Raw genomic sequence first — 12250 nt, forward strand, 5'->3', positions numbered from 1 at the left:
CCCTCCGAGCAGGATTCAGCGCCACTGCGCAGTCTCACACCAGCCCGATATCGGCGCCGCACCACACGCCGCGTGAGGCATCAGCTATGCCCTGGCGTTGCACAGATACTCGACGGACAGCAGCGCCTTGCCGCCCACCACGGTCATGCCGTCCGGGCTGCTGGTCCGGCACTCCCCCGAAGCCGGCCCGTGGATCGACGGTTGCCTGAGCGGCGTCCCGTCCACGGAGAAAATGCAGGTGCGTGTGACCTCGGGCACTGGCAAGCTGCGCCGGTGAACCGTGAACAGATCTCCAGACTCGCCCATGCTGATCACCCGATAAAGTCCCCGCTCGACGACGACTCGGTGCGCCAACTGCTGGAATGTGCCCTCCCCAGCGGCCACGAGCGCGTCCTCGACCTTGGCTGCGGCGGTGGGGAATGGCTTCTGCGTGCCCTGGCCACGCGCCCGAGCCTGCACGCCGAGGGCGTCGACATCTCCGAGGACTCACTGGCGCACGCCCGTGAGGCCGCGAGCAACCTCGGAGTCCGAGATCGCCTCGTTCTTCACCGCCAGGAGGCCGCAGACTTCACCTCCTCGGACTCGTTCGACCTGGTACTCAGTGTCGGGGCCACGCATGCGTTCGGCGGCCTGCTCCCCACCCTCGCGGCGGCACGCAAGCACCTGGCTCCCGGCGGACGCGTCCTGATCGGTGAGGGATTCTGGGACCGTGACCCCTCCCACGAGGCCGTCGAGATGCTCGGGGACTTCACCGATCTGGCGACCACCATGGACCGCGTCGTCGCCGACGGGTGGACACCCGTCTACGGGCACGTCAGCACACGCCAAGAGCTGGACGACTACGAATGGACCCTGTGGGGGACGCTGGCCTCATGGGCACTGGATCACCCTGCCGATCCGGACAGCTCCCAGGCGCTTGCGCTGGCCACGACCCGCCGCGCCGAATGGCTACGCGTCTACCGCGACACCTGGGGCTTCGTCTGCATGGTCCTACGTCAGACGTCCGACTGACTGTGAAGAGCTCTACGCCCGGCGCGATGGCAAGGGCGCAATCAGCCGACGCACAGGACAAGCACGCAGACCTGCCCCGGTGACGTAGCTGTCGGTGCAGGGCTCGCAGTCGGCGTGTTCCCCGCGGAGTCGTCGTCGGTGGCGGACGGGGGCTTGGTCGTCTGCGGGGCCGCCGGGTCGGCGTGGGGGCCGGACACTCCGCCGGCCGGGGCCGCCACGGGTGGGGTGTGGGGCTGCAGGCTCGTCGTCGCGGTGGGGTGGGCGGCGACGGTGGCGTGCTGCGGCAGGCGCCTCGTCGGAGTAGTTGCCACGGTGCCCGTGGCGTTCCGCGGTGGGCTGGTGGTCTTGGGCGGTTTGGTACTGGTGCCGTGATCCCGCGAAACAGGAGCGTCCGTCTCCGCTGCCGACGAGCCGGTGGTGTGCGGCCGGGGCGTGGCCGAGGTTTCCGGCGCCGGCGCCGAGGCTGCCTGTGCGGGGTCGGTCGACGGTCCGTCCGGCAGCCCAGCGACGGTCAGTCCACCGCCGACGAGCGCGACCGCCGACACGACTGCGGCCCGCCGCCGCTTCTTCTTCCAAGTCACCATCTGCCGACGCCGGGCCGCGCGGCCCTGCACCGCGGGAGCCGCGTGCTCGGAGCCGCTGGAGGGCCCGACGTCCGATGCGTCCGCCGCCGCATCCTCGGACACTTCGGACACCTCGGTACCGATCGGTGCGGCATCGGAGAAACGAGGGCCGCGGTAGGACTGCGAGGCCGGGAACTCCTCCGTGCGCCACGCCTCCCACGTCGTCGCGGTCTTTGCAGCCGCGTCACCGAGGTGAGGGACAGGCGGGGCGATGTCCGGGGCGTATGCGCCGCACCCGGGACAAACCAGGGCCCCATTGAGGGTCCGACGGCATGAGGAGCAGTAGTCCATCCGTGATCTTTCTGTGCTGACTGCGCCGCAGGGACGCCGGCGACCTGTTTCAAGTTCAAGTTCGCGCGCGGGATCGAGCGGACAGCAACGCTAACGGCACCTGTCGAAGGCTGTGCGTAGCTCTTGTGGCGCTTTTGCGAAGGCTGGTAACTGGTGAGTTTGGGGTGCAGGTGAGGTGGGTCAGTGAGCGGGCCGCAAGGGAGGCGAGGGCTCATCCCGCCGCCGCTGGTCAGGCATGGATGGGCTGAGCAACCGGTCGGCGGGGCCGACGCGCGACTCGGCCCTGTCCCGTCGACACAGCCGTGTGCTCTGCCCAACTTCCGTGCTGCGCCCTACGCTTGTGAAGCAGGGCACGGCGAAACAGGTGAGGTGAGGCTGATGGGGTGGAGGGACGCTCTCAACGGTGCTCTCGATGTCCTCGCCCCCGGCTCACCCTCGGTAACCACGGAAGTCGAGGCGGACGGTGACTTCTTCACTCGCCTGGACCGGCACTGGCGCAACGCCTACGCGGAGCTGGGCACGCCTCCCAGAGATGTAGAGACCCACTACACGAGCCGCGCTCACTCCCACGGTCTGGAACTCATCCGCAGGGGACGTGCCGCGGAGGCGGAGCGCGTGCTGCGCGCACTCAGTGACAGCGGAAGCGCTGGAGCCCGTACGGATCTGGGCGTACTTCACTTCCGAGCGGGCGTGCTGAACCTTGCCGAACAGGAGTGGGAACAAGCTGCAGGCCAAGGCGACTTACGGGCTGCGCACTATCTGGGCGTGCTCCTGGTGCAGCGGGGGCGACGCACCGAAGCGGAGCAGTGGTTACGCCGGGCCTTTGAAGCAGGGAGGCCACAGGCTGCCGTCGATCTCGGACTGGTGTTGAAGAGGTCCGGGAGGCTGCAGACAGTCGAGACGTGGCTGAAGCGAGCAGCGGACAGCGGTGTCGCCGATGCGGGTGTTCTGCTGGGACTCATCGACTACGACCGCGGGAATCTCAACGGCGCCGAAGCATCGTGGCGGCAAGCCGCCGAGCGGAGTAGCCCGGATGCCGCTCATAACCTCGGGCTGTTGCTGGCCACAAAGGGGCAGTACGCGGAGGCGCGGGAATGGATACATCGGGCCGAGGATGCGGGACATGGTTTGACGGCCCGCGCCTGGTCGTTGATTCACGGTAGCGAGCGCCGCGCGGCTGGACCGGTTGTCCGGCCGGAAGCTGCATCTCACGGCCAGGACGAACCCGACGCCGTGAAGCATCGGGACCGCTGATGGCCGCCCGGCGCGAACAGCGCGATGAAGGCCCAGGCCCGCGCTGGGACGCAAGCGTGGCCAAGGAGTGGGAGGCAGTCAAGCCAGGACTCGCAGCCGAGATCTGGGCGGAATTCCGTACGGATGAGCGCCACCGTCGACGACTGGCGTGGGCAGCCGTGGGCCAGCGGGCTGTCGGCCAGCTGTTCGCACTCGTCTCCGTCGGCGGCATGCTGGTCTTCGCCAAATACAGCCTGGACGCAGGGGAACCTCTCGTCGCCGCATTCGCGGTCGGTGCCCCGTCCATATCTCTCGCCGTGATCTTCGGCCTGTCGCGTATGCCAGGACGGACCCTGGAGAACGCTCTGACCCGACCGGTCCGCCGCGTAACGGCAGTGACAGCCGGCGCCCAGCAACCCCCCGCCGAGCCCACAACTCCGGCCGGCCCGCCACCGGGGACCCTCTAGGACCTGCAGCAAGCCGAGACCCGCGGCATGTCGGCGAAGCGGTGTGCCTCTGGGGGCGCTGTGTCGCAACGGGTCGGTCGGCGCCTCGTGAGGCACTCGGCCGAACAGTGAACGGATGAACTCCCACTCATCAGCATTAAGCGGCGAGGAGCGTATGGGCGCTATCCGCTGTACTCGCCGGTGCAGACGTTGATGTACTGGGTGGGATCGAACGTCTCGCCGTGGCCTGGGTGGAAAGAGCTGACTTTGCGGTAGGTCCGGGTGCCTTGGCAGTCGCCGAGGTCGAAGGCGACGACGCTGACGGTCTCCCATGGGCTCTCCGCCACGGATTTGTCTCCGGTGACGTAGAGGGCTTCGCCCGTTCCGGTGGCCTGTGTCTCGCCCCACGAGGTCCATGTCACTTTGCGTACTATCCCGCTGGGGCTTCCTCCGTTGTAGAACAGCGTGGGCTTGGACAGTCCGTAGCCCTTCTGGTTGGGGCCCACAGCGTGCCGAGCACCGGGCTGGGAGCCGTGGCGCTGGGGGCCCAGGCGAAGGCTGTGGCGGCGTCGGCGAGTTCGATGGTCGCGCCGTTGTTGTCGGTGGCGACGAGCCGGGAGGCCGGTGCGCGGTAGTCGTTCAGCCCCACCGCACCGGTGCGGTAGGCGTTCCAGCCTCGTTGAGTCGCACCTCCGTTGACCGCGCTCTGTGATGTCCTGGCCCATTTGCCGCTGCTGAGGCTGTACACGGTTGGGTCGTCCGCCGGCCTGTGCCCGTCGCGGGCGCGGCGCTCGTTGTGCCGGGCTGTGCGAACGCACTGGCATGGACGTTGTTCTGCAGATCGAACCAGATGCTGTTGATGCGCAGTGGCCGGTCCGAGGAGCCGGCAGGCGTGCGGTGGTCTGCTTGCCGGTGTCCAGGTTGATGACGGTGACGCTGTCCGAGGGGATACAGGTGTCGGTTCCCGGGCCGTTGCCTGCGTAGGCGAGCAGGGTGCCGTCCGGGCTCACGGCCGCGTGTTCGCCGGGCGCGGCATCTCCTCCGGGTACCTGGGTGATGGCGTCGTCGACGATGGACGCCACGGTGTTGTTCGCTGCCATCCGGTAGATCCTGTTGGCGTCGTCGAACCCGATGTTGTGTTCGATGGTGAACACGAGCAGTTCGCCGCCGGCGGGGGTGGTGCCGAGCAGGTGTACGTCGAGGTCGGACTCTGCCGGGTCGACGATTTGCAGCATGCCTTCGAGAGTCAGGGGTGCGGGGACGCCGCCGGTGATCGGGTGGGCGATAAGCGTGGAGCTGTCCTTGACGGTGACCAGACGGCCGTTGTGGAAGGCGAGACCGGCGCAGCCGGTGCACGCCCAGTCCTGGGTGCCGCCGGTTTTCACATTGCTGAGGTGCAGGGTGGAGTTCGCACCTGCGACGGGTTTGGCAAGCCAGCCGAGATGGCTGCGGTCGGGGGACCAGACAAGGTCGGTGACGGTGCTGCCGGGCGGGACTTGCGCCAAGGTGGTCTTCTTGTCGCTGCCGGTGCGCACCTGGACGGTGCTGTCGGTGGCATAGGCAATGGTCGGCATGTTGGCTGCGGCCGGTGACAACTGGGCGGTGTCGGGGCGGGTCCACAGAATGGTTCCGGCAATGACGGCTGTGGTGGCAATGGCGGCGGCAGCTGCTTTGGCTCCCTGGCGCCCCAGAGCGCGGCCCGCGGACGGCGGCCCGGGAAGATGCGCCGGAGGAGGAGGCGGGGGCGGCGGTGGGGACTGCAGAGCGGCGGCGGCCGCGGCCCAGGCCACGTTGAGTGCCCGGATGACGGAGTCCCGGATCTGACCGGCGAACTGGACGACGACCAGGGCGGGCGCCCACTCAGCTTGCAGGACTGCACGGCCTGTGGGGCCTGGCCGGGGTCGTCACCGCGGCCCTCCTGCACGTCCTGCACGTCACGGCACCCGCCGTCGTGGACGCGTGGTTCTGGCGGATGTCCTTCAGGGCAGTCATCCGAGAGCTGCCCTGGTTCGCCCGTCACGACCACCTCTCCGACAAGATCGACTCGAAGGACCTGATGAACCTCGCCGAGAAGGTTCACCGGCGCACCCTGCGGGCCCGTACCGCGCAGCCGGAGCGCGACCACCGGAACTGACCCGCGCCGCCGTCATACACATCCGCACCCGCGCCCGGCACCGACAACTAGACGCATACCGTACAACCAACTACATAGGCCATAAGGGGCACTTGACGAAAAACGTCTGTTTCCTCGGTTGGGTGTCCCTCCAAGCAGCTCGCTCAACAGGCCGGCCGCGGTGTCGCCGGTCTCGGAGGCTGTCCGGGCTCGGACGGCGTGGCCGAAGTCGCCGTGGTCGAGGCACTGGTCGTGGTCGTCGGTCGCGATCAGCTGTGCGCGGCCGAAGAGCGCCGCGGGGAGCTCGTTCTTGTGCGACATGTCCGTACCGACGCCGGTCACATGTGCTCCCTCGCGCACGCGGGCGGCGTCGAGTATCGGAGTGGCGGCCGGCGTCGTAGTGATGATGATGTCGGCGCCGGTCGCCTCCTCGGCCGAGGCGGGACGGGCATGGAGCCCGCGTGCGTGGAGCTCGTCGCACAGGGACCGCGCCTTGTCCGGGTTGCGGCCGTGGATCAGCACCGTTGCAGGACTCCGGCTTCACCCATCAGGCGGGTGCAGAACCGCTCGACGCCCTCCGGCCCGAGGTAGCGGGGGTAGGCGACGCGGCCGCCGTCCGGCGCCCGCGCCAGCTCGACCCTGCCTACCGACCCTGCCTACCTGATCGCGCGCCCCCTCAGTCGGAGTAGAACCCCTCCCCGGGCCGTACGGCGGTGGTGCCGCGCACCGTACGGCCCGGGGGCTCATGCCGTCAGCTGCGCAGCGGGCCTTCGCAGGTGTAGTCGGCAGTGCCGGCGCGGCGGCTCGTCCAGAGGTCGACCTTGCCGAAGTGGCAGTTCATGTCGGTCAGATTGGTGGACGCGGGGCGAGCCCGGTCCAGGATGAAGTAGTCGACCGTCTCGGACATGTCCTTGAAGATGCGGTCAGGGCTCGAGGGGTCGGTGAGGTTCGCGGTGATCCGGCCGGTACAGATGAAACGGCGCATCGTCGGATCCGGGGCGGTCGCGCAGGTGGGACTGAGCTGGGTGGCGGTCGCGAAAGAGACGCGGACCGCTTCGGCCGAGGAGTCCCGCAGCCGGTCGTTCGGATTGAACGTGGTGTTCGGCACGAAGAGGTCGTCGACCCGGGCGATCTGCGCGTCCAGGAAGCTGTCGTACGCGCGCTGCAGCGCGGCGTCCCCGCCGAGGCGGTTGCGCCAGGCGTCGAAGGCGGCAGGGTCGTCGGCGCGCAGGTACCCGTACATCTCGCGGATCAGCGAGGGGCGCTCGGTCCACAGGAACTCGAAGAAGGTGCCGGCGTAGTCGTAGAAGCGGAAGCCGTCGCCGTCGTACGTGGCGTGCAGCAACTGGTTCACGCTCATACGCGGCCCGCCCCCCGCCGTGTCATCGATGACGCCCTGCACCAGCGACTTGCGCACGGCGATGCCGTCGTCGCGGGTGGCGCCGTCGAAGAACTCGGCCGTGCCCTCGTCCATCGCGGTCGTGCGGTCCCCCTGGTACCACGGGCCCTCACCGAAGTAACCGGGCACCGCCCAGCGGCCGTTGAGGTAGTGCGTGTACTCGTGGCGAAAGAGCTCTTCCAGGGTGAGGGAGGAGTCCTGCGGAACGCGCCGCTGGTAGGTGTAGAAGGTCGCGCCGCGTTCGATGTAGACGCCGCCGTTGTTGGTGTCCATCCCGGTGAGCAGCGGGTGGTACGTCTCGTAGTCGGCGCGCGAGGCGTAGAGCACGATGTTCAGCGAGGTGTTGGTGTCACCCGTCAGCGGCGCATCGGTGCCCACGACGCGGTGGAACTGCGCCTTGACCTGCTTGCTCGCGTAGTAGAGCTGGTCGACGGTGGCCCGGTCCAGCCCGGTGCGGACCTTCATGGCGCCGTTGTCGTAGCGGTAGGTGTACGGGAAGATGCGGCGCTCGATGTCGTCCTTGCACACCCCGTACGGCTTGCATGCCTCGTAGAAGTTGAGCCAGCTCGCCACCTTGGCCCAAGGCTGGCTGCCTTCGCCGAAGTTGCGCGTGGTGACCGGCAGCAGCGCGCCGAGGCCGGAGACGGTCTCGGGCTTCACTGCCTCGATCTGGCCGAAGCGGCCGTACTCGCCGAGCGCATCCCGGACCACCCACTCGTTCGCCGTGCCCTTGAGGTGGGTGTAAGCAGCGAACTTCCTGAAGGCGTTGCGGTACGTCGTGTTCCGGGCGACCAGTGCGCGGAAGGAGGTGTCGTTGTTGCCCGGGTGGATCCCCAGGTAGTTGACGGAGAGCCCGGCAAGCGCGGCGCCGCCCCACGCGGGGTCCTTGTAGGTGGTGGGGTGGTACTGGTCCAGCATGGCCAGCACCTTCTGGATCAGTCCGAGCTGGGAGTGGCGCAGCCCGGGGCCACTGCCGGCGTAGAGGGCTTCGCGCAGGGAGTCGGCGTTGGTGCGTGTCACGGTGAAGGAGCGGGCCGCTGTCCCGAAGGCGTTGATGGCGCGGCGCATGGCCTCGGTGGTGGGTGCGTCGGTGACGTCGATCTCGCTGCGTGAGAAGTCGTGGTAGACCACGGCGTGGAGGTAGGTGAGCATCTCCAGCAGATGGCTGCCGTTCTTCCCGTCATGGACCGGGGAGATCGTGGATATCCGGCGGGAGACGGCCTGGACGTGGGCGTCGGACATGACGGGGGCCAGGCGGGCGTCCCAGGTCCAGATGACGTCGCGCAGACAACCGTCAGCGGTGACGGCCGGATCGGCGAGGAAGTCGGCGAACTGCTCCGGGCCCAGAGGGGTGATGCCGTCCAGCGTGCAGGGAACCGCGGGAGCGCCGGCTGCCGTCGTGGCCCTGCCCGCCGTACGGGCGCCGGGGGTACGGCCCTGCGGCAGCCCGCCGGGGGCGGGCGCGGTACGGGCCGTGAACTTGGGTGCCGCGGCGAGGCGTTCCACTTCGTCGTGCGGGTTGTGGCGGTCGACGGGCCCGGCGGGAGCGGCGGCCGGCTTCGGCTGCGCGGGCGCCGCGGAGGCCTGGACGAGTGGTGCGAGGGAGGCCAGCAGCGCTGCTGTCGCTATCACTGCGGCCGGCAGAGGTCTGGGTGCGTATCCGTCTCGAGACACCGATGTCTCCTGAGTGGGGGTTCAGAGGTTGAAGTGCGTTGCCACAGGCGGAGGTTGATGGCGTGTCACCATCAGTCCCGCCATGTGATGCGTAACGTAGTAATGTGACATTGCACTGACAACCCCCATGCACATCCCACTTCGCGGAACCCTGTCCGAAGGGGACGACTCCGGTGACCAGACGGGCACCCGGCGAACTCCTTCTGCCCGCCGCCCCGTTCAGCCCGCCGCCCCGGTCCCCATCGCGCCCAGGCTGTTCGTCCGCCGGCTGACGTCCGGCGCGCTGCGGCGAACCACCCGTCGGATCGAATCCTAGACGGGCGAACTCCTCGACGGCTGACCTCGGGGGCGAGCACGCCTCCGTCAGGCGGCCGGCGCTCCACCCACGGACCCCCGGCGAACTGGGCCGCGCGGACCTGGAGTTCCACTCCACGCCCCCACCCGCACCCTCACCAGCTGCGAAAGCAACGTGACATTGTACTCTGGTGAACCGCGGCGGCACGGAAGGAACACCATGGGGCACCTGAAGCAGCGCAACCTTGTCACCGCCCGGGAGTCGCTGCGCGACCAGGTGGCTCATGCTCTACGGGCCGCGCTCATCTCCGGCGAACTCCGCCCTGGCGAGGTCTACTCGGCGCCTGGACTCGCCGAGGACTTCGGCGTCTCCGCCACCCCCGTGCGCGAGGCGATGCTCGACCTGGCCCGCGAAGGTCTCGTTGAACCGGTGCGGAACAAGGGATTCAGAGTCACCGAAGTCAATGAGCGCGATCTCGACCAGTACACCGAGATCCGCACCCTGATCGAGGTCCCGATGATCGGCCGGATCACCCGCAGCGCCTCCCCCGAAGACCTGGAGGCACTGCGGCCGGTGGCGGAGGAGATCGTCCGCGCCGCCCGCGAACACGACCTCATCGGCTATCTGGAGGCTGACCGCCAGTTCCATCTCACCCTGCTCGGCCTCACGGGCAACGAGCGTCTCGTCGAGACAGTCGGCGACCTGCGCAAGCGCTCCCGCCTCTACGGACTGACGGCACTGGACGAACGCGACCAGTTGCTGCCGTCCGCCGAGGAGCACCTGGAGCTCCTCGATCTGATGCTGGCCGGTGACGCACAGGCCGCCGAGGCCTGCATGACCCGGCACCTGGGCCATGTGCGCTCCCTGTGGGCGAAGGGCCTCAAGGACGCCGAGATCCCCGCAGCACGCCGCTCCAGGCGGAAGCCCGCCGCCACCGGCTGACATTCGGCCCCCGGCGCCCCCGCCATCTCACCGGCCGCATCGGACTCGTGCGAGACGTGCTGCGCCATCCCGCTATCGGGGCAGACCCCGAACGACGCCTCACAGACACCGGCAGCCCGCCGCCTCGCCGAAGGGCCCGGCTCAGCGGCGGAGTCGGCGTGCGAAGGCCACCGTAAAGCCCGCGACGCCCGGGACCGGTCCGGACAGGCCGGAGGCCCGGGCGCCGCTGCCGAGACGATTCACCCAGCCCCGGACGTCGCGCGGCGGACGCCGCGCAGACGGGATCAGTCCTCGACGACGCCCGACTTGGCGATCGTGACCTTGGCCTTGGGTGCACCGCTGCGCGAGCCCAGGCCCTCGATCTTCTTCACAAGGTCCATGCCCTCGACGACCTCGCCGAAGACGACGTGCTTGTTGTCCAGCCAGTCGGTGACGATGGTGGTGATGAAGAACTGCGAGCCGTTGGTGTTCGGGCCCGCGTTGGCCATGGAGAGCTGGCCCGGCTTGGTGTGCTTGAGCTGGAAGTTCTCGTCGGCGAACTTCTGGCCATAGATGCTCTTGCCGCCCGTGCCGTTACCGGCGGTGAAGTCGCCGCCCTGGAGCATGAAATCCGGGATGACACGGTGGAAGGAAGAGCCCTCGTAGCCATAGCCGTGCACGCCCGTGGCAAGCTCGCGGAAGTTCCTGGCGGTCTTGGGGACCACGTCATCGAACAGCTGGAAGACGATCCGGCCGGCGGGCTCGTCGTTAATGGTGATATCGAAGAACACGTTACTCATGGCCCCATCCTGACACCCGAAGCCACCGGAACGCACACCAGACCCACCCTGACGCGGAGAAACACCCGCTCCGCCGCACGGCCGGAGGCCATGGGCCACGCACTCAGCGCCATTGCGCGGGGCTTCGCCGCGGTGGCGCTTGACGGCATCGTGCAGGACCAGATGCCGGGGCGGAGCCCGGAGCCGAGGCCGCGCCTGGACGAGCCTGCCGTCGCGCTGGACGTGGAGACGGCGGAGATTCTCGGGGGCGGTTCGTAGCCGAGCGGGTCCGGACACCCTTCTCACGGCAGACGACAGGCAGGGGGCACCGTGGACGTGGACAACGAGCAGAAGAACGCCGCGGCGTGGACCGCCTACGGAACGCACCATCTGCAGCGGGGAACCCTCGTCCCGGACCCGGAACGGCTCGACTTTGGGTTCTGGGTACAGGCCCGGGCCTTGAGGTCCTTGGCGACGTCGCGGACCGGAGGGTGCTGGATCTGGGTGCGGGATGGGGAAGTTCGCGGCGCTCGTCGCCGCGAACGCGGTGCGCTGATCGATGCCGTGGACTCCTCCCCCACCCAGCATCAGCGGGCCGCCACACGCTACGGCGACCAGTACGGGCTGCGTCTCGTGCTGGCCGATGCCGTGACGCACCTGCGCCGTGCCGAGCCGTACGACCTGGTCTACTCCGTCCACGGTCTTGGCTACATCGATCCCGACCGGCTCCTCCCCGCCCTGGCTCAGGCCCTCAAGCCGGGCGGCCGACTGCTGTTCTCCGTCCTGCACACCAACTCCGCCGGAACGCCGCCCTCCAGCACGATGACGCCGCGCCCCGAGATCCTGCCGCCGGCCGACGGCGACCGCCTCACAGTCCACATGTGGGTGTGTTGACCGAACTAAGTCAGGCATTTATGCAGGTCATAGCACCTTCTGCTAGCTTCCCGCCATGACTGAGTGGAGTGATCCCAAGAGGGATCTGAAGAGTCTTGTCCTGCCTGAGGTTGGCCAGTTACTGGAGACCGCTGACGTTTGGGAGCCCTACCAATTGCTGGATCCAGAAGGCTCCGTGGTCGAGCCGGTAGCGATGTACTTCAAGGACTTGATGGCGGCGGACAGCTCGCCGCTGACACCGCGCTCGTACGGGATGGACCTACTGAGGTGGTGGCGGTTTCTGTGGGTACTGGGCATCCCGTGGGATCGCGCAGTACGTGCGGACGCCCGGGACTTCACCCTGTGGATGCAGCTGGCAGACAAGCCTGTTCGAGTGCACTGGCGTCATCGCGGCAAGGCGCCTGAAGCCTTACGACCTCGTGCGTGATTGGTGTGCGGTCGTGTTGAGCTCGTCGCCGGTGTTGTGATCAGGTCTATGTGGTGGGCAGTGCGAGTGCCTTGGTGTGTTGGGTTGCTTGTTGGTCGGTCAGGAGACCGGCTGCTGCGCGGATGGTGTCGGGGAGGTTGTCCC

At 68.4% G+C, this 12250-nt stretch carries 14 protein-coding genes; 8 read left to right on the forward strand and 6 right to left on the reverse strand.

Features of this window, described 5'->3' with window-relative positions; translation table 11 throughout:
* Positions 1-84: 84 nt before the first annotated feature.
* Entirely contained in the window at positions 85-225 is a 141-nt protein-coding gene (locus tag ACZ3H8_RS38265; protein WP_467409659.1) for a hypothetical protein, read from the reverse strand.
* Positions 226-273: 48 nt separating this feature from the next.
* Here ACZ3H8_RS38265 and ACZ3H8_RS38270 point away from each other — a divergent pair, with 48 nt between their 5' ends.
* Positions 274-1011: an SAM-dependent methyltransferase gene (locus ACZ3H8_RS38270; protein WP_467409660.1), complete on the forward strand. Its 738-nt coding sequence runs from the start codon at positions 274-276 to the stop codon at positions 1009-1011.
* Between the two features lie 41 nt (positions 1012-1052).
* On the opposite strand, the gene ACZ3H8_RS38275 is transcribed toward ACZ3H8_RS38270, so the two are convergent.
* Positions 1053-1925, reverse strand: coding sequence for an SCO2400 family protein (locus tag ACZ3H8_RS38275; protein ID WP_467409662.1), 873 nt, complete (start codon positions 1923-1925; stop codon positions 1053-1055).
* 615 nt (positions 1926-2540) lie between these two features.
* On the opposite strand from ACZ3H8_RS38275, the gene ACZ3H8_RS38280 reads away from it, so the two are divergent.
* Complete coding sequence (locus ACZ3H8_RS38280; RefSeq protein ID WP_467409664.1) at positions 2541-3179, forward strand: tetratricopeptide repeat protein; 639 nt, start codon at positions 2541-2543, stop codon at positions 3177-3179.
* A 56-nt stretch (positions 3180-3235) separates the two neighbouring features.
* The gene (locus ACZ3H8_RS38285; protein ID WP_467409666.1) at positions 3236-3625 is read left to right on the forward strand and encodes a hypothetical protein; all 390 of its coding nucleotides are present in this window, start codon (positions 3236-3238) and stop codon (positions 3623-3625) included.
* Positions 3626-3786: 161 nt separating this feature from the next.
* Here the strand turns inward: ACZ3H8_RS38285 and ACZ3H8_RS38290 are convergent, their stop codons facing one another.
* Positions 3787-5178 (reverse strand): hypothetical protein, encoded by a 1392-nt coding sequence (locus tag ACZ3H8_RS38290; RefSeq protein ID WP_467409667.1) that lies wholly within the window; start codon positions 5176-5178, stop codon positions 3787-3789.
* A 398-nt stretch (positions 5179-5576) separates the two neighbouring features.
* Here ACZ3H8_RS38290 and ACZ3H8_RS38295 point away from each other — a divergent pair, with 398 nt between their 5' ends.
* Positions 5577-5738, forward strand: coding sequence for a hypothetical protein (locus tag ACZ3H8_RS38295; protein ID WP_467409670.1), 162 nt, complete (start codon positions 5577-5579; stop codon positions 5736-5738).
* A 12-nt stretch (positions 5739-5750) separates the two neighbouring features.
* Here the strand turns inward: ACZ3H8_RS38295 and ACZ3H8_RS38300 are convergent, their stop codons facing one another.
* The gene (locus ACZ3H8_RS38300) at positions 5751-6239 is read right to left on the reverse strand and encodes a hypothetical protein (protein WP_467409672.1); all 489 of its coding nucleotides are present in this window, start codon (positions 6237-6239) and stop codon (positions 5751-5753) included.
* A 229-nt stretch (positions 6240-6468) separates the two neighbouring features.
* Complete coding sequence (locus tag ACZ3H8_RS38305) at positions 6469-8748, reverse strand: collagenase (RefSeq protein ID WP_467409674.1); 2280 nt, start codon at positions 8746-8748, stop codon at positions 6469-6471.
* A 556-nt stretch (positions 8749-9304) separates the two neighbouring features.
* Here ACZ3H8_RS38305 and ACZ3H8_RS38310 point away from each other — a divergent pair.
* Positions 9305-10027: a GntR family transcriptional regulator gene (locus ACZ3H8_RS38310; protein WP_467409676.1), complete on the forward strand. Its 723-nt coding sequence runs from the start codon at positions 9305-9307 to the stop codon at positions 10025-10027.
* Positions 10028-10311: 284 nt separating this feature from the next.
* Here ACZ3H8_RS38310 and ACZ3H8_RS38315 read toward each other — a convergent pair whose 3' ends face one another.
* Positions 10312-10806 carry a peptidylprolyl isomerase gene (locus ACZ3H8_RS38315; RefSeq protein WP_307665431.1) on the reverse strand — a complete coding sequence of 165 codons (495 nt, stop codon included), beginning with the start codon at positions 10804-10806 and terminating at the stop codon, positions 10312-10314.
* Positions 10807-10896: 90 nt separating this feature from the next.
* Between ACZ3H8_RS38315 and ACZ3H8_RS38320 the strand changes: the two genes are divergently transcribed.
* From ACZ3H8_RS38320 to ACZ3H8_RS38330, 3 genes are read left to right on the forward strand one after another with little or no spacing between them, the layout of a single operon-like run.
* On the forward strand, positions 10897-11064 hold the full coding sequence (locus ACZ3H8_RS38320; protein ID WP_467409677.1) for a hypothetical protein: 168 nt from the start codon (positions 10897-10899) through the stop codon (positions 11062-11064).
* Between the two features lie 51 nt (positions 11065-11115).
* Positions 11116-11679 (forward strand): class I SAM-dependent methyltransferase, encoded by a 564-nt coding sequence (locus tag ACZ3H8_RS38325; protein ID WP_467409680.1) that lies wholly within the window; start codon positions 11116-11118, stop codon positions 11677-11679.
* Between the two features lie 55 nt (positions 11680-11734).
* Positions 11735-12106, forward strand: coding sequence for a site-specific integrase (locus tag ACZ3H8_RS38330; protein ID WP_467409681.1), 372 nt, complete (start codon positions 11735-11737; stop codon positions 12104-12106).
* Positions 12107-12250 lie beyond the last annotated feature (144 nt).

The sequence above is a fragment of the Streptomyces sp. NPDC002868 genome, from assembly GCF_055563295.1.